10 protein-coding genes are annotated in these 17,819 nt (G+C 61.9%); all 10 read right to left on the reverse strand.

All coding sequences use genetic code 11. From position 1 onward, the window contains the following. Nucleotides 1-82 precede the first annotated feature (82 nt). The 10 genes from ACFJIU_RS11195 to ACFJIU_RS11240 all read right to left on the reverse strand — a co-directional run bounded on the left by ACFJIU_RS11195 (nt 83) and on the right by ACFJIU_RS11240 (nt 17,817). Nucleotides 83-6,382 carry an autotransporter-associated beta strand repeat-containing protein gene (locus tag ACFJIU_RS11195; RefSeq protein WP_379071212.1) on the reverse strand — a complete coding sequence of 2,100 codons (6,300 nt, stop codon included), beginning with the start codon at nt 6,380-6,382 and terminating at the stop codon, nt 83-85. Beyond that, nucleotides 6,274-9,927: a beta strand repeat-containing protein gene (locus ACFJIU_RS11200; RefSeq protein ID WP_379071214.1), complete on the reverse strand. Its 3,654-nt coding sequence runs from the start codon at nt 9,925-9,927 to the stop codon at nt 6,274-6,276. Before ACFJIU_RS11200 ends, ACFJIU_RS11195 begins: the two co-directional genes overlap by 109 nt. Nucleotides 9,928-10,367: 440 nt before the next feature. Continuing rightward, the gene (locus ACFJIU_RS11205) at nt 10,368-11,513 is read right to left on the reverse strand and encodes a helix-turn-helix transcriptional regulator (RefSeq protein WP_379071216.1); all 1,146 of its coding nucleotides are present in this window, start codon (nt 11,511-11,513) and stop codon (nt 10,368-10,370) included. 143 nt (nt 11,514-11,656) lie between these two features. Further along, nucleotides 11,657-13,432: an SLC13 family permease gene (locus ACFJIU_RS11210; RefSeq protein WP_379071218.1), complete on the reverse strand. Its 1,776-nt coding sequence runs from the start codon at nt 13,430-13,432 to the stop codon at nt 11,657-11,659. Nucleotides 13,433-13,515: 83 nt separating this feature from the next. Beyond that, nucleotides 13,516-14,340: a D-glutamate cyclase family protein gene (locus ACFJIU_RS11215; RefSeq protein WP_379071220.1), complete on the reverse strand. Its 825-nt coding sequence runs from the start codon at nt 14,338-14,340 to the stop codon at nt 13,516-13,518. Nucleotides 14,341-14,467: 127 nt separating this feature from the next. Next, complete coding sequence (gene sctT / locus ACFJIU_RS11220; RefSeq protein WP_379071223.1) at nt 14,468-15,283, reverse strand: type III secretion system export apparatus subunit SctT; 816 nt, start codon at nt 15,281-15,283, stop codon at nt 14,468-14,470. A 9-nt stretch (nt 15,284-15,292) separates the two neighbouring features. Continuing rightward, nucleotides 15,293-15,562, reverse strand: coding sequence for an EscS/YscS/HrcS family type III secretion system export apparatus protein (locus tag ACFJIU_RS11225; protein WP_054309953.1), 270 nt, complete (start codon nt 15,560-15,562; stop codon nt 15,293-15,295). A 14-nt stretch (nt 15,563-15,576) separates the two neighbouring features. Further along, on the reverse strand, nt 15,577-16,230 hold the full coding sequence (gene sctR / locus ACFJIU_RS11230) for a type III secretion system export apparatus subunit SctR (protein ID WP_129415330.1): 654 nt from the start codon (nt 16,228-16,230) through the stop codon (nt 15,577-15,579). Beyond that, on the reverse strand, nt 16,223-17,239 hold the full coding sequence (sctQ, locus tag ACFJIU_RS11235; RefSeq protein ID WP_379071226.1) for a type III secretion system cytoplasmic ring protein SctQ: 1,017 nt from the start codon (nt 17,237-17,239) through the stop codon (nt 16,223-16,225). The genes sctR and sctQ overlap by 8 nt, the downstream gene beginning before the upstream one ends. 104 nt (nt 17,240-17,343) lie before the next feature. Continuing rightward, complete coding sequence (locus tag ACFJIU_RS11240; RefSeq protein WP_379071229.1) at nt 17,344-17,817, reverse strand: hypothetical protein; 474 nt, start codon at nt 17,815-17,817, stop codon at nt 17,344-17,346. Nucleotides 17,818-17,819 lie beyond the last annotated feature (2 nt).

Raw genomic sequence — 17,819 nt, forward strand, 5'->3', positions numbered from 1 at the left:
GACGAAAAGCCCGCCAAACTTGAAACGGGCGGGCTTCCGTTTGTCAGTGTGTCGAAACCGGGCGTTCAACTGCCGCTCGCGGTCACCATTTCATGCCGATTTTAGCGGTTCCAGCGATGTTGTGGAGGTTTCCGGAGAGTTCGCCCTGGAGGCTTGCGGCGGCGAAGAAGCCGTTGGCGGTTGCGTATTCGATGCCGGCGTCGAGGAGTGCGCTGTAGCGGTCGGGATTGGCGCCTTCGATGCTGAAGGCGGTACCGGGCAGCGCCTGGAAGCCGGCGACGAAGCCGATCGTGTCGCCGCCATTGATGGCAAGGGCAGCGCGGCCCGACAGCGTCAGCGTTGCATTGTTGTCGAGGCCGATGCCGTGATCGAGCCTTGCGCCGAGTTCGGTGCGGGTGACGGTCGTGGTATTGCCCTTGTAGGCCAGCCCGAAATTGCCCGCCCCGGTCTCGCTGTAGCCCGGCATGCGGTAGGCGATCGCCTGGAAGGCCGCATAGGGGGTCAGCGTCGCCAGCGATGTCTCGATGTCGTAGCCGGCCTCGATGCGTCCGGAGAAGGCATGGGCGTTGAAGTCCCCCGACAGCGATTTGCCAAGCACGGTGCGGCCGGTTTCGACGTCGTAGAAGCTGTAGGCGGCGGCAGCCGCGACATAGGCGTTGCCGAACTCCTGCCGGCCGAAGACGCCGGCATTGAAGAAGCGTGCGCTGCCGCTGCCGAGCTTGTCGGCCAGCTGGAAGTCGGACGCGCCGCCGCCGAGCGCGACGCCGATGGTGGCATCGTGCCATTTGCGGGCGATGCCGCCTGCCAGCCCGAACGTCTTCAGGTCGGTGTCGTGCGAGCCGGCAGCGGCATCGCCGCCGATCTCGGAGGTGCCGCCATAGGTGGCACCCCAGCTGCGCCAGCGGCTGTCGAAGACTTTTGCGACAGGACCGGCCAGACGATCGGACTTTGCGTCGAGCGCTGCGAAGGGCTTGTCGCCATCTGCTGCCGGCTTGTCATCGGCGAAAGCCGATGCAGTGTCACCGGCGCCCTGCCCGCCACGGCCCGCCAGCGCCTCGCCCGACAGCAGGCCGAGGAACTGGTCCGTGCCATGGATGCCTGAGCTGATCGCGCCGGCTGCCGGCTCGCCGGAGACCAGCGAGAGGCCGGCGCTGTCGAGGGCACCGAACTCGGCCAGGATACCGCCCTTGGCATCGAAATAGCCGACGATGGCATTGGCCACCGAGCGCTGGTTGCGGTTGAGCGGATCGAAGACCGGCCTGCCGCCAGGCTCTCCTGGCTTGCCCGGCTCCCCGGGATTGCCGGGCTCGCGCATGTCGAGATCGAGTGCGAGATAGGCATTGTTGCCGTCATAGGCGAGCTTGTGCTTGAAGCCGGTGGGTGCGGTCCCGGTCAGGCCGACGAAGCTGGTGCCGCCGAGCCCACCCTGCGCATTGAGCAGGGTGTAGGTCTTCTGGATGTAGGTGGCGGCAGCATAATTGGTCGACACCGTGCCGCCCGACAGATTGGCGGTTCCGCTGACATTGGTGCGGTCGGCGGAAGCCGGATCGAGTTCGACGGCATAGGTCGAGCCGGCGCCCATGACCAGGTTGCCGGCGATGGTGACGGTGCCGATCGAATTGCCGGGCGCCAGCGTGCCGCCATTCGCCACGGTCACCGAAGCCAGGGTGCCGGTGCCGCCGAGCGTGCCGCCTGTCTCGACCGTGATGCCCGCTGACGATGCGATCGAGCCGTTGACCGACAGCGTGCCCTGCTTGACGAAGGTCTGGCCGGTATAGGTGCTGGTTCCCGACAGCATCAGCTTGCCGGAACCGGACTTGGTGAAGGAACCGCCACCGGAGAGGGAACCGGAGAAGGTCGAGTTGCTGGTCTCGTCGACGGTGAGGTTGCCGCTGCCGAGTGCAACGGAGCCGGCGCCCGAGAGCGTGCCGATGATCTGGTCGAGGCTGCCGAGGTCGAGGCTGGCGCCTGCCGCCACCGACACCGCGCTGCGGGCCGAGAAGGAATGGGCGACACTGGCGCCCAGCGTGCCTTGCGAGATCGTGGTGGTGCCGGTGTAGTCGTTCTGCCCCGACAGCGTCAGGGTTCCCGCCCCGGTCTTGGTCAGGCCGCCGGCACCGGTGATGTCGGCGGCGATGCCTGCGGCAAAGCCGTTGCTGTCGAAGGTGCCGCCACCGGCCGAGAGCGTGACGGCACGGGTTGCCGCGACATCGAAGGCGGCGTCGTAGCGCAGTGTGCCGCCATCGAAGGTCAGCCCGCCGGCGGTATCGCCGAGATTGCCGTCGCTGGCGACGGCGATGGTGCCCTTGTTGAAGAAGGTGCCGCCGGAATAGCTGTTGGCGCCGGTCAACTCCACCACGCCGGTGCCGTTCTGCGCGACCTGGCCATGGCTGCCGGCCCTGTCGGAGACGACACCGGAGAAGGTGTAGGTGTCGGAGCGGTTGAAGGCGAGCGTGCCGCCGAGCTGCACATCACCCAGGATCGAACCCGTGGTGCCGCCATTGCCGAGCTGCAGCGTGCCGGCCTCGACGACCGTGCCATCGCCATAGGTGTTGTCATTGGTCAGGATCAGCGTACCGGCACCTGTCTTGTGCAGCGTGCCGGGATCGGTGGCATCGGCAATCACGCCGGAGATGGTCATGGTGTGACCGTTGGTGTCGACCGTGCCGTAGCTCGGGCCGACTTCGAAACGGTTGGCGAAGGTCAGGCCATCCGCTCCAGCCTGGAACACACCGGTATCGTTCAACAGCACACGCCCAGTGCCGACGGCGCTGTTGTTCGTCACGATGAGTGTCGCCGCGATTCCGCCGAAACGGCCGACGGTCGTGCCACCATGATATTCATTCACTCCCGAAAGTGTCAGCGTGCCGCCGTCGATTGTCAGTTTGCCGAAAGAACTGGGCGAGCAGCCGATACCGCATTCGCTGATTGTGCCCGAGAAGGTACCGTTCGCGGCGGTGATACGGAGATCGTGGTCGCCGAGACGGATTTCGCCGCTGCCGCTCAGAGACTTGAACGTGGAAGACGCCCAGCTCCCCGCGAAATCGAACAAGCCGTTCACGACGAGGCTGCTGGATGACGACAGACCGCCATTGTTGACAAGCCAGAGGCTGCCGCCCTGCTCGACCGTCGTCGTGCCGGTATAGGTGTTCGTACCGGAAAGGTACTGCGATGCACCGCGCGCGATCGTCACGCCGCCCCCCGTTCCTCCGCCGATACCGCCGTCTTGGATCGAGCCGATAAATGGATTTGAGGAACTGCCGGCGTCGGTGATGGTCAGAGTTTTCGAACCGAGCGCCACGACGCCATAGCCCGATGGCCCGAACAACTGGCGGACACTGGTTCCGTCTGTCGTCTGTGAGATGTCGAAAGTACCGCTGACCATGATGAAGGAAGAAGCGGAAATGGACCCGCTGCCCTTCAGCGCCAGCGTTCCGGAAATTCCTGTCGTGCCGGCATAGGTGTTGATGCCAGACAGCGTCTGCGTACCGGCACCGATATCGATAAAGCCGTCGCCGGCGATCATCCCTGCGAAATCGCCCGAACCGTTGCTGATCCCAAGTCCCTTGTTGCCCAGTTGTACGGTTCCGGCGGATGTTCCAACAAGGCTGCTGATCGAGACAAGGCCGGCGGTGTTCACCCTGGAAATGTCGAAGGTACCGTTTTCAAGGTTGATCCCGCTGGAGGAGCTGATGTCGCCTACGCCCGACAGCGCCAGCGTGCCGCCCTTGATCGTGGTGGCGCCGGTATAGTCGTTGACGCCAGACAGGATCAGTGTGCCGCTGCCGAACTTGTCGAGACCGATGCCTGCGGCGCCCGTCAGGATCGAACCGATCTCGGCCGTGACCCCGGCATTGACGTTGACGAAGCTCGCCGAGCTGTTGTTGGCGCTGTCGCCACTCAGCGTCAGGTCATCGCCTTCGATCTTGTAACCGTCGCTGGTAAACTGGATGCCCTCGAAGCCAACGGGGCCGCTGACCTTCACCACGCCGCCGGTGCCGGTGAACACCGCCACCGAGCCATGCCACTGGTCGTTGAAGTCGGCCGCACCCGGAGCGCCGGTCCAGTTGGTTCCTGCCGCACTCCAGATGCCGGCACCACCGTCGACAGTGCCGTTGCCGACACCGTCGGTGCCATCCCAGAACTGCACGATCTGGTCGCCGTTCTGGATGAACAGGTTGACCTGGTGCGGGATCGCGGTCTGGATGGTGGCGCTCGCCGGCAGGCTGGAATAGCTGCCGGACACCGAACCATCGACGTTGAACAGCCGGTAGTAGCCGGACACCGCGCCTGGCGTCAGCAGGGTTCCGCCAAGCGTCAGATTGCCGGTGACGTAGACGAGGTCATTCAACGGACCGCCGACGGTACCCGGAGCGCCGAGCTCGAACAGGCTGGTCGAGCCAGCACCCAGGGTCAAGTCGCCGGCGACCGTCAGCTTGCCCGGGCTGCTGCCGGCCGACAGCGTGCCGTTGACGACCGTGCTGCCCAGCGTGCCATTGCCACCGATCGTGGCACCGGCATCCACGGTGATGCCTGACGACGAAGCGATCGAACCGTTCACCAGCAGCTTGCCGCCACTCACCGTCGTCGTGCCCGCATAGGTGCTGGTGCCGGTGAGGATCGTCGTGCCCGCTACCTGCTGGACGCTACCATTGCCGGAGATGTTGGACGCAAACTGATAGTCCGTCTCGGTGTGGTTGAAGACAATCTTGCCGCTGCCGGCCCCAAAATCCACCACTGGCGCGTCGAGTTTGCCGGCGCGGGCCGCTGTGTCGCCCGCGGCAGCGCCGATGTTGAGCGTCCCCGTCGATCCCGCATATTGAGCGATCCGTAGATAGCTGGCTGACACACTGCCACTGTCCTGGATGGTCAACTGGCCGTTGCCGGAGTCGCCGAGAGACACCATGCTGCTGTTGGCCCAAGTCGAGCCTTGGCCGGTCACCATGACTGTGCCCGTTCCGCTGGACAGATATCCGATGCGCGCGAAGGTGTTGTTCACGACGCCGCCATCGGCAATCGTCAATTCGCCATTGCGAGCGGAACCGATGTACAATTCTTCGCGGTTGTTCCAGGTCGAGCCTTGGCCTGTCACCGTGACCGTGCCCGACGAGCCGACCTGATATCCTATCCCCCCAACCGCGTTGTTCACTGTGCCGCCATCGGCAACCGTCAAACTGCCGGTGCCGAGATAACCGACATGCAGATCATGGCTGTTGTTCCAGGTCGAGCCCTGGCCGATCACCTTGACGGTTCCGGAGGACCCGAAAGTGTGACCTGTGTACGCCTGGGAGCTGCTGACGGTGGCACCGTCAGCAATCGTCAGTTCGCCGGCTCCCCGATAGCCGACGTACAACTCGCCGCCATTTGTCCAGTTCGCGCTGTTGCCTGTGACCAGAACCTTGCCGTCGGAACCGGCCGCGTTGCCGGCATAGCCGTCGCCGTTGGCAACGGCCCCGGTTATCTTCAATGTTCCGCCATCCACGCTGGTGGTGCCGCCATAGGTGCTGCTGCCGGCCAGGGTGAGCGCACCGGCACCGATTTTGAGAAGGCTGCCAGGGCCTGTGACGTTGCCGCTGACGGTCGAGGAGAGTGTGTTGGTGTCGATCGTTCCACCATTGGTGGTGAGCGTCAGATTGCGCGTCGCTGCGAGGTCGAATGTCGCGCCCAGCTGTAGCGTCCCGCCATCCAGCGTCAATCCGCTGGAAGCGTTGCCGAGATTGGCGTCGCTCGAAACAACGAGCGTGCCTTGCGAAATGACCGTGCCGCCGGAATGGGCGTTGCTGCCGTTGAGCGTGAGCGTCCCGGTACCTTGCTTGACGACGGAGCCCGCCCCTGAGATCACGCCTGAGAATACGGAAGTGTTTGTTTGATTGACCCTGAGCACGGCTCCGCCGAGTTCGACCGTGCCGCCGGTGCCCGACAGCTCCGACATCGTAAGGCCGAAACCGCCGAGATCCAGAGTGCCGCCATCTACCGTGTATTTTGTGTTGTCGACGAACCCGTTCTCGGAGCCCGCCCGTAATGTTCCATCTTCGACAACCGTTCCGCCGTTGTAGCTGTTGAGAGTTGCCGAGAGCGTCAGCGTGCCGTTACCGGTCTTGACGAGCCTGCCGCCCGAGCCAAAAATGGTACCGCTGACCGTGGTCGTCAGGTTGTTGCTGCCGACTGTGAGGGTCTTCGCTCCGAGATTGAAAGTGCCGGCACCTTCGATCGAGCCGACTGTTGTTCCTGCGGACGACAGTTGCGAGATGCTAATATTGGCACCTCCATTCATCACAATACGCGCGTTACCACCGCGGCTGGCTCCCTGAAACACCACAAGTGTGGCGGAGTTGCCGATAATCGTCGCCTGGTCGGCATTTGCATTGTCTGTAAAAAACACGTTTCCGCCGATATTGGAGATATTGGCGGAGCCGGCGCTTGCGGTGTTGTAAATCCCACGGCACCGTAGTCGTTGACGATGGTCATGGAACCGGCGTTCGTGCCGCCGCTGAAATACATATTGCCGGCGCCACTGATCTCGGTGATGCCGCTCGCGTCCGCGCCATCCAGTGTGAATGTGCTGTTGCTGACGGTCACCTTGCCTGCGATCGAGCCGAGGCTACCGACTGTCAGCGAGCCGGCGCTGACAGTCGTACCGCCAGTATAGGTGTTAGCGCCGGTCAGCGTGAGGTTGCCCGTTCCGGACTTGACCAGTGCGCCGGAGCCGGAGATGGCGCCGGCATATGTTCCTATGCTCGCTCCCTGATCGAAGGAGAGCGTTGCGTTGTTGACGATGTCGCCGCGCAAGCTTGTTGTGTTGCCGGCAAGGGTACCGGCGCTGATCACGGTGCCGCCCGTGTAGGTGTTGGCCCCCGTCAGCGTCAGCGTCCCCGAACCGACCTTGGTCAGCGCGGTCTTTTTGGTTGCACCGTCTTTGATGATGCCGCTGAAGGCGGTCGAGTTGTTGTCGCGGCCTGCCGTCAGTCTCGCATCGCTCGTACCGCTGTTGGTGACAGTACCAGTTCCCGTCAGCGAACCGATCTCCTGGTCGGTTCCGCCGAGGTCTATGGTCGCACTGCTGGCAACGCCGAAGGCACTGCTCGAGGCAAAGCTGTTGGTTGCACCGCCCTTGAGCGTGCCGCTGGAGATGGTTGTCGAGCCTGTGTAGGTACTTGAGCCGGAAAGTGTCAGCGTTCCGCTGCCGGTTTTCACCAGGGAACCGCCGGTGCCCTCTATCCTTCCGCTGATTTCGGTCGACCTGTTGTTGCCACCGACGGTGAGCGTCTTCGCGCCAAGAAAATGTACACCGGCACCTTCAATCGAGCCCGTCGCCGTTCCGGTTGTGGCGTTGGATATGTCGAATGTGCCGCCGGTATTGGTGATGAAGCGCGCGTTGCCCCCGCTGGCATTGCCAAAAAACCTGGCAGTTCCGCCGCCATTGGTCGTGATGGTTGCGCTTCCGGCCGTGCTGGCAGCCCCGATGAGAACCCTTTCGTTGAAGGACAGGTCACCGTTGTTGGTGATGACGGCATTGCCGGCGGTGCTGCCCTCAAGGAAGAACAAGGTCAAATTGTTGGTAATTTTCGCATCGGCAGCGGTGCTGGTGCCGGAAAAAGCCAGATCGGAGTTGTTGGTGATTTGGGCAGTGCCGGCTTTGCTGCTTCCCGAAAACACCACGCGGTGCCCGGTTCCGCTCTCGTTGACGATTGTGGCGTTGTCGGCCGAGCTGTCGTCATCGAAATTCACAGTGCCGCGGTTGGTTATGATGGCCGTGCTGCCGGCCTTGCTGGTGTTGTTGAAATTCAGCGTGCCGTTGTTGCCGATCCCGGCGCTGCCGGCGGTGCTGGAGCTATTGAACGCCAAGGTGCCATTGTTGGTGACTGCGGCGCTGCCGGCCGTGCTGGTGTTAAGGAAAATCGCGGTGCCGTCATTCGTGATTTCAGCGGTGCCTGCGCTCGAAGCACCGCCGAAATAGGTTGTGCCTTTGTTCGAGATGCTTGTAATGCCGCTGGTGTCGGCATTGACAATATTGAAGACGCCGATCGTTCCGACATCCACGCTGCCAAGAATCCTGCCGGTTGTACCGGCCGTGCCGATCTGCAGGGTGCCGCCGTCGATCTTGGTGCCGCCAGTGTAAGTGTTGGTGCCGGTGAGCGCGACGGTTCCCCCGCCGCCGATCGACAGAGCGGCGCCGCCGATCACACCTGACAGCGTCAGCGTCTTGTCGGCATAGGCCGAGATCGTTCCGCCCCCCGTGCCGAGCGTGATGCTGCGCGCAGAGGTAAAGGTTTCGGTTGCAAAAAGCGTGCCGTTGGTCGTGGCGTCGCCCAGCCTGAGGCCACTGGCCAGGCCGCCGAGCTGGCCGTCATTGCCGATGCCGATCTTGCTGTTGGCGCGCACGACGGTGCCGCCCGTGTAGCTGTTGGCATTGTTGGTCATGAACAGCATGCCGCCGCCGATCACGTCGACCACACCTGGCGCGGCACCGTCCTCGATCTTGCCCGACAGCGTTATCGTGCTGCCGGCGGTGTCGAAGGTCGGATCGGCAGTCAGCGCAAAGCCGTTGTTAAAGGTGCCGTTCGTGTTGAACTGAACGGACGTACCGTTGCCCAGTGATACCTTTCCGTAGCCAAGCGAGCCGTTTTTACCGGGCGAGATTCCCGCGCCCACGCTAACCGTCGTGCCCGGACCACTGACGACCAGCCCATTGAAATTGTTGGCGTCGTTCAGAAGCTTCAGCGTACCGCCGCCGGAAAGCGATATTCCCTTGTCGCCAACACCTTCAACCGAACTCGAGACCGTAGTTGTAGTACCTGCCGAGATTGCGATGTTTGTCATCGCGTCAGTGGTTGTGAAAATCGCCCCACCGAGCCCGACACCGTTCTGCGACCCTCCACCACTGCCGGATCCACCAGTTGCAGTACCACCTATTGCCGCGTCTCGTGTGTTGCTGATCGTTAATGTGGCGCCGCATTTGGCGTCGATCGCTGCAGTGCAGACGAACACGCTGCCGCCCATGCCGGCGCCGCCGCCGCCCCAACCGCTGGACTGGCCACCCGCACCGCCGCCGCCGCCATAACCGCCGGATGCCCCGCCGCCACCGAAACCGGCACCGCCACCGCCACCGCCAAAGCCGCCATTGCCTCCGCGTCCGCTTGTGCCAACGCCACCGCCACCGCCACCGCCAAAACCACCGTTCGCGCCGATAATGCCGCCGCCGCCGCCGCCGCCAAAACCGCCGGTGCCGCCATTGCCTCCAGAGTTGCCGGCGCCGCCATTCGCGCCGCCGCCACCGCCGCCATTGCCGCCAAAACCGCCGCCGCCGCTGTTGGTTCCGCCGCTGGTTCCGCCTGCGCCCGCATTGCCGCCGGGCAGGATTCCCGCCGACCCACCGCTGTTGTAGTTGCCGCCATCGGCGTTTACGCCAACGCCGCCGCCACCGCCCGCCCCGGCGCCGCCGCTAAAGCCGCCGTCGCCACCCAGGCCACCGCCACCTCCCGAAATGCCCCCGCCGGCGCCATTGCCGCCTTTGGCGCTATTGCTGGAGAAACCAACATTCGTCAGAGTCACATCGCCGGACATGGCGAACATGCCGCCGCCTGCCCCAAGCCCGCCACCGCCGCCACCTGCGCCGCCGTCGCCGCCTTTGGCATAGCCGTTGGCTAGAGTTATGTTCGAGATGTTGATGTCGTCACCGCTCGGCGCGGCGATGAAGAAAATACGATATTGATTGTTACCGCTGATCGTATGGTCGTTGCCGGTGATCGTCACTCCCTTGGTGATCGCGGTGAGTTCCGCAGTCAGCGTGATGTTGCCTGTAATGTCGATCGTGTCGCCGCCGCTATCGGCATTCACGTTGGCGATTGCGGTCTGCAGGCTGGCGGTGTCGTTGGCGGTGTAGGTCGCGGCCGATGCAGACAGCGGTGACAGCGCGAATCCCGCCAAGGCTGTGCCCGCCGAAAGCCGTGCGATCCAACCTGTACGAATTCTCAAACCCGCCCTGGCACTCACTTTCGATTCCTCCCACACTTTTCCTGGGCGTAGACACCAACTCCAAAGCGGGCGCGAGCCCTGGACGGGATACACCCAAGAAAAGCCAGCAAATTGATTTTATTGATAAAATGGCAAAATCCCGCCGCTCCGCATGCTTGCGCATACTGAGTGCGGGCCGCTTTGCTCCGAAGGAAGCGGTCGTGTGATGACAATCCAACCCGCGGCGTGGAAACATGCCCCACACCGTCCCTGCCCCTCGGTCAATCGAGCGTTTCACATGCCCGGTACCGCTTGGAGCGTCCTGATGCCGCGCCGTGGGTTTTCTGAAATTTTTCTGAAATTTGCACGCTTCAGCGAATGCGGGGCTTCACCGAGCTTGACAGTTGGTTTGTCTAAGCTCGCCGGGCAGGCTGGTGCAGTCCGCCCTCAAGCATCATCATCAATCGTATCAAATCGGCTTGCCGGTTCGTGCCGGTTTTCTCGAAGACGCGCTGCAGATGGACGCGAACGGTTGGCAGGGACACCGAGAGGTCATCGGCAACGGCCTGCAGCCCCTGGCAGCGCGCCACGGCCAGAGCCACGTCGGTCTCAGCCCTGGTTAAACGATATGTCTGGCGAAGGACCGACGATGGAAACTCTGCCTGAGCTTGCGGGTTCACCAGCAGAACCAGTGCTGACGAAGGTTTGCTGTTCGCGCTTCGGCGGCCAACTGGCACGACCTGCACCAAAAGTGGGTGATGTGTGCTTGATGAATGCAACGCGTAACTCCCACCAGTCGGCGTACCATCGGCCAGAGCCTGGGTGGAATTTCCAATCAGTTTTTGGAGCACGGCATCATCAGCTGATCGGACGGCTTGCAGATGGCCTCCGATGCCGACCTTGAGATCGACCCCTTTGCGAATGTGGTCAAGCGCTGCCGAATTGGCATAAACGACCCTGCCGTTCGCTGAAACAAGGATCACGCCGTGACGAACTGCTTCCCAGGCGTCGAAGGTGTCCTTGCCAATGGCTGCGTGGTGCGCAAGCAGTGACTGGGTCCGCAGGGCTTGCCTGAGATGCGGTGCCAAAAGCCGCATCAGATCCTGCCGCTCCTGCGTGCCATAGGCTTCCGATCGAAGCGGAGCTGCGATGCAAAGCCACGCATCGACCATCGAATCCGTATTCAGCTTCGCAAACAGGCCATCTCCCACTTCGTTGGGGAGCGCCCAGTCGACGAAGAACTCGCTGCGCAGCAGTTCCGATCTCGACGTAATTTGGTCCCCCGTCAGAATGGCGCCTACGGGAGAATGGTGAATGGCCGCCGCGACCGGATCCATGCGGCCATAATAGGCATTGTATGTTTCCATCGTCGCCGGGTCCGTACCGGAAGACGCCACCTTCATCTCGCGCGATTTCGGGTCGACGACCAGAAGGGCCACACCGAAAGCGTCGAAGGCTCCTGCAATGCGTCGCAAGGTGAAGTCCCACCTGGCCTCGTCGAGGGCGGCCTCGTGGATGTTGGAAACCAGCTCGGAAAACTGGTCAAGCGCGACGGTCATGTGCCCCTCCGGCAGCGACAACGCCGTACTAAGCTGAGCGAAGAGCTCAGCTTGTCAAGGAAGAAAATTCAGCTTTCGAGACCAGGTCCTTTTCATGGCAAGCCCTGTGCATGGGAGGTACAGTTCCGCGAAGCTGGCCCGATCTATTGCAGCGGCCAGACAAGCATCAGCATCGGGACCGCGACTGCTATCACAAGGATGGAAAGCGGAAGACCAAGACGGGGATAATCGCTGAACCGGTAACCGCCCGGTCCCATCACAAGCGTGTTGCACTGGTGGCCGATCGGGGTCAGGAAGTCGCAGCCGGCGCCAATGGCAACGGCCATCAGGAAGGCTTCCGGGTGATAGCCCAGTGTCGATGCGAAACCTGCTGCCACCGGCGCCACCACCAAGACCGTCGCGGCATTGTTGAGGAACGGCGTAACCGCCATGGCAACGACGAGAATGAGCGCCAACGCCCCGGCCGGCGGCAATTTCGCGCCTAGTTCGGCCAGCCACATGGCGATCACGTCGGTCGCACCGCTGCGGCGCAGCGAGTCCGACACGGGAATGAGTGCGGCGAGCATGACCAGGATCGGACCGTCGATGGCATTGTAGATGTCTCGGATAGGAACCACGCGAAAAAGCACCATCGCAACCGCCGCCGTGAAGAAAGCCACCGGTATGGGGATCACTCCGGTGGTCGTGACGATCATGGCGGCAGCCAGGATAAGGATGGGGATACTGCCACCTCGCACGCTGCCGAGCAGGATTGGCCGTTCAGCGAGCGGAAGCGCGCCAAGTTCGCGCAGGATATCCGGCAATCGCGTCCGCTTGCCTTGCAGCAGAAGCACGTCGCCCAGCCGCAGGGTCAGCGCTCCGAGACGCTCGCCGATGCGTTCGCCCTTGCGGCTGACGGCCAGAAGATTGATCTTGTAGCGATCGTAGAGCGCCAGGCGCTGAGCGGACCAGCCGATCAAAGGCGAGCTTTCCGCCAGGACCGCTTCGACCGTGATGTAGGATTCGCTGCTGCCTTCCCCGGAATCCTGGCGACCATCGGTCAGGTCGAGCTTGGCCTGAGCAACGACGCGGTCGAGTGCCTCTGGCGAGCCCTCGAGCAGAACGATGTCGCCTTCGCGCAACCTGGCGTCCGGCAGGGGTGCAACATGGAACGTACGGGAGCGCAGAATGGACGTGACCACCACCTCGCTGCCAGCGTAATTCATCAGCTCGCCGACTGTTTTTCCATTTACCGTCGAGCTCGAAACGACCAATGCCTCGGTAACGTAGTTGTTGACGTCCAAAGCATCCTGAACAGAGCCTGCTTCGCGTACACGCACTGGCACCAGCCAGTAGAACAGCGACAGGAAGATAATGCCTGTGATGGCGAGAGCCGCTCCAACAGGGGTGAAGTCGAACATCGTGAAGGAGGTTCCCGTCAGTTCCTCGCGAATGCGCGACACGACAACGTTTGGCGACGTGCCTATCTGCGTCATCAGTCCGCCGAGCAGAGATCCGAAGGCCATCGGCATCAGAAAGACAGAAGGGGAACTGTTGGATCTGCGCGCGAACTGAAAGGCAATCGGGATCATGATTGCCAGCGCACCGATATTCTTGACGAAAGCCGACAGCACGGTGACGACGGCCACCAGCAGCACCAGTTGCGCCCGAACACCCGTCACGTTGGGGGCGATGCGCTGTATCGCGAATTCCATTATGCCTGAGCGGGCCACGCCAGCACTGACCAGCAACGCACTTCCGACAATGATGACAATATCGTCGCTGAACCCCGAGAATGCCCGGTCATAGGGCACTACGCCAACCGCAAGTGCAAGGATCAATGCCACGCAAGCGACGAGATCGTAGCGCAGCCGTCCCCAGACAAAGGCGACCATCATCAGGATGATGACGGCGATGGAGAGGAGCTGATTGATTGCCATGGAGGGGAGGTTCCCGCTCCGGTCTGGTTTGTCAACGACCTGTATGTTGCCAGACCATAGTATCTACCTGAAGGCACGTCGCGCTAAGCGACCCTTGCAGTGTCCTGACGGGCCACTGCGTCCACGTCAGTGATGAGCAGATGACCGGGAGAAGCGGTAATGGCGATCGCCAGCTCCGCATGCATGAGGGCTTCCTGCGCTGTCACGCTGCTTGCCCAGAATACGGGAACCTCGTCGCCCCGCAGATCGATCGGATCGCCCCAATCAGGCGAATCGAGATCCGTTATGCCAAGGATTGAAGGGTCCCCGACGTGAAAGGGCGAACCATGAGCGTTAGGAAAACGTGTGGTTATGGCTCGAACCCTGTCGATGTCGCAGCGTCTGATGGCGCGCATGGCGACAACGAGATTGCCGCCAAACGGGCCGACCGCACGACTTCTGATGCCTGTGCGGTACTTTGGTATTGGTCCGCTGATGCCGCCATGACGCAGTTGTACCCCCTTCTCCACCAGTGTCGGCTCGAAGCTCAACGAACTGCCCAACGCAAAGGCAGAAAAATCCTCACGCCACAGATCAGCGATATGGTTGGTGTGATGCACGAACTCGCCATAGCAGAAGACGCTGTACTGGGGGGCGTCGGTACGGATATCGATATTTCCCAGCGCCGGAACAAACGGGCTGCCGGCGCGGCCGAGCCCGACGAGCGGGCACGCCTTGGAGTTGGCGAGGCAGAATTTGTGAAAATCGGCGGCGAAACGCTGCGGCACGATAACCACATTCGCCTGCAGCTTGCCGCGTGCCAGGCCGCTGGTTGCGCCCCTGTAGGCGCCAGCCCTGACCATTCGGCGCAGCTGGTCAGGCTCGACCAGCCGCAAATCTTCGACGATTGAACTGGTCTGACGTCCCATGCTTCGAGGTAGTCCGCGCTGCTTAGACTCTTCAGGAAGTGCTAAAATCAGAGTTGGCGATAGCACTGTCAAATCACCAGAATTTTCTCCTGACAATAAATTGCATTTATTAGCCGACAAATCTTATTCATGGACATTCCGCACAGCTGAGCAGCTTGATCTGCCGTATGGCTTCGTGCAGGTAGCCAAGATCGCGGCTCATATAGGACAGAAGAAATGCCGCGTAGAGAACGAAGACGAGGCTGAACACCAGTGTCTTCACGATCAACGACAGGCTGAAGACATTGAAATGCGGTGAGGCACGCGCCAGAAATGCCAGCACGATGTCGGACAGCAACATGCTGACGATCAGCGGAAAAACCAGGATCAGCGCCATTTTAAGCAGCTGATTCAACAGTTCGAGGAAGATTCCGGCGGCATCTCTGCTGAACAACGGCATCAGTCTCTCCACAGGCCAAAGCCCGTAGCTGTCGTAGACGGCGTTCAGCGACAACTCCAACCCGCCCGCTGCGAGGTAGACTGCGATCATGACAATGGCGAGCAATGTGCCGGTGGCGCTGGTCTCGTGCGTCATCATCGGGTCGATCAGGGTTCCCATGGATGAACCACGCTGCAGGTCGAGGATATCGCCTGCGGCTTCGGCCGCCCAGAACGGCACACCCATCGCCAAACCCAGCGCGATGCCGACCAGGAGCTCCTTGAGGATGTAGATTACGATCATCGCGCCGGCGATCTGCTGTCCCGCCAACGTGTGCGTGAGCATCGGCAGGATCGGCACCGCCAGAGCCAGCGCAACGCCGTTGCGCAACAACCCCGAAAGTGGAACGCGCGAAAAAAGCGGCATCATCAGCATGAAGCCGCCCAGGCGCGCCAGCACGAAGGCTCCGGCAAGAAGGTAGAGCTGCAGATCCCTGAGCGATGCGAAGAGCGGCTCGACCGGCATAACGGAACCTCAGCGGGTCGCCGAGGGAAATTCGTCGAAGACCGCCGAAGCCTGTTCGGCGATCTGCTGGGCAATCAGCGGGCCGACGATGATGATGACCACAAGGATCACGACCAGCTTGATCGTCTGGGGCAAGGACTGATCCTGGATCTGCGTCAGAGCCTGGGCGAGTCCCACCAGAAGTCCGACCGCCAAGGCTGCGATGATGGCCGGACTGGAGGCGAGCAGTATCGTTATCAGCGCATTCTGGACTTTCGCGAGGATGAAATCGCTGTTCATCGCTACCGCCTGCTTCAGCTGTAACTGAGGATGAGGCCGTGCATCAGGCGCGACCATCCGTCTATGGCGACGAAGAGCAGAAGTTTCAGCGGGATCGAGATCAGCACCGGCGAAACCATGATCATGCCAAGCGTCATCAGGATGTTGGCAACGACGATGTCGATGATCAGGAAGGGAATATAAAGCAGGAATCCGATCTCGAAGGCACGCGTGAGTTCGGAAGCAACGAAGGCGGGAACGAGAATGGAAAGATCGTCATCCTTGACGTTCTGGCGCGCCTGCTCGGGCCATAGGCGGGTGGTTCCATCAAGAAAAAACTGGCGCTCGCGCGGGTGCGTAAACTTGATCAGGTGTTGCTGCAGCGGCTGCTTCACGATTTGCGCAGCGCGAGCAAGATCGTCCGTGGTCTGGAACTGCACCTGCCCTTCCTGCAGTCTTGTGCCCATCTCGCTGATCAATGGCGTGGTGACGTAGACCGTCAAAACCAGCGCAATGCCGTACAGCACGAGGTTTGGCGGCATCTGCTGCACGCCGAGAGCGTTGCGGATGAGAAACAGAACCACCGAGATCTTGAGGAAGCCGGTCATGGTGACCACGGCGAGCGGCAGCAGCCCGACAAAGCCGACCGCGATGAGAATGCCGAGAAGATTGGGAGAGGCGTCAAGCATTGTCGAACATACGGGTGATCCGCACGCCAAGGCTTTCGCCGATCCTGATCATTTCACCTTGCCCGACACGCTTGCCATTGGCGACGATGTCCACGGCCTGCCCGGTTCCATCCAACTGGACGATGGCGCCGGCGGCCAATTTCCGGATGTCGCCAAGCGGCATGGCCTTGCGCCCGATCTCGAAAGCCAGTGCAACAGGCAGATCATCGAGTGTCACATCGTCCAGCGCATGGCCTGTCGCCCCGGTGTCCTGCCCCATCATCCACTCCCATTTCGATCCTGTGATAACGACTGGCGCGGCGGTCACCACTGTCCCCGACGCACTTGTGCTGGCAGGCGCGATCAGCCGGTCGCCAATGACGAGCACTGTCGTCGCCTGCTCGGCCAGCAACACGACATCTCCGGGTTTCAGCCCTCTCACCTCGCCAAGGCTGCTGGCGAGAACGTCGCACCACAGGCGAACCGGCAAAGGCAACGCGGCCGGAAATTGAGGGACACTGCGGTCTGCTTCGTCCAGCAGCCTGCTCAGCCTTGTAAGCAGCGCGCCGTCATCCAAATGCAGTGTGCACTTCATCAGCTGGTCGCCAATGGACAGAATGAAGCCGAAGGGTCGGGTTTCGGGCGACGACTCTGGCTTTTCGACTGTCGCGAATTCTATTGTCGCCTGCAGCCTGGCCTCGAGCGCGTCGAGTTCATCGGCAGCGGCCGTTTCCAGAAGGAGAGCCGCATGCCGAGGCAAAAGGTTCTCCAGTCTTGCTGTCTTGTCCACTGTGGCCAGCAGAAGCTCTGCGAGCGCAAGCGGAATAACCAGCTCGGCGAAATGATCTCCGATCTTCAGACCCAGCTTGCATGATGACTGTCCGTCGGCCGGAGCAACCGGCCACGCTGTCGCGATCTTCGCCGGCTGTCCGGCCAGCGTGACGTCGATGGCGCGGCGGTGTTTGTAAAAAGCGTTGACGGCTGCAAGCTGGTCCTCCGGAACCGTTTCCAGCTCAAGCCGATCGAACACCGCGGCACGCTTCGGAGTTCGGCGAGCAGATTTACGCCCTGTTGCGACCTTCGCCGACGTCAGGGCCCGAGGCATCGAACTGTCCCCCGCTCGATCATCGAACATCATTGTTCATGCGGAGCATGCGGAATCCGTCCCTCATCATCATCGAGGAGTTCTGCCGTAGCAGCACGGCGCGGCGCCGTTCGCTTTTCGACCTGTTCCGCCAACGTCTCCAACTTCAACAGAGCCTTTCGGCTTTGCACGTGCCGATGCTGCGCTTCAGCCAGTTCGACTTCACGCTGTTGCTGGACAAGCACCGCAGCCTCGCCCTGGGCCTGGATTTGCCCAGCCCTGGTGAGGGATGCCTCGTAGCGGCTCTGCGCCATATGAAGCTCGGTGGCTTTCACGACCCGGCTGGTCAGGCCGGAAACCGCTGCGTTCTGTTCATCGATGGCGCGCCGCAAATGTTCCGCGAGCATCCGCGACGCTGCCTCGACATTGTGTCTCGCTTCGCCGACCTTGGTCTGATGCGCCGCAACGACCTCGCGCGCATGGTCCTCGCGCCGCTGCCTGAGTTTTCGCAACTGGGCGATCATCC

The sequence above is a fragment of the Mesorhizobium sp. UC74_2 genome, assembly GCF_042701485.1.
In the GTDB taxonomy this organism is placed as follows: Bacteria; Pseudomonadota; Alphaproteobacteria; order Rhizobiales; family Rhizobiaceae; genus Mesorhizobium.

Bases quoted from the DNA above. Each gene is read 5' to 3' on its own strand.
- sctT (WP_379071223.1), bottom strand. From the start codon at position 15,283: ATGCCGGTCGAGCCGCTCTTCGCATCGCTCAGGGATCTGCAGCTCTAC.
- ACFJIU_RS11205 (WP_379071216.1), bottom strand. From the start codon at position 11,513: ATGACCGTCGCGCTTGACCAGTTTTCCGAGCTGGTTTCCAACATCCAC.
- ACFJIU_RS11240 (WP_379071229.1), bottom strand. From the start codon at position 17,817: ATGATCGCCCAGTTGCGAAAACTCAGGCAGCGGCGCGAGGACCATGCG.
- sctR (WP_129415330.1), bottom strand. From the start codon at position 16,230: ATGCTTGACGCCTCTCCCAATCTTCTCGGCATTCTCATCGCGGTCGGC.
- ACFJIU_RS11210 (WP_379071218.1), bottom strand. From the start codon at position 13,432: ATGGCAATCAATCAGCTCCTCTCCATCGCCGTCATCATCCTGATGATG.
- ACFJIU_RS11225 (WP_054309953.1), bottom strand. From the start codon at position 15,562: ATGAACAGCGATTTCATCCTCGCGAAAGTCCAGAATGCGCTGATAACG.
- ACFJIU_RS11215 (WP_379071220.1), bottom strand. From the start codon at position 14,340: ATGGGACGTCAGACCAGTTCAATCGTCGAAGATTTGCGGCTGGTCGAG.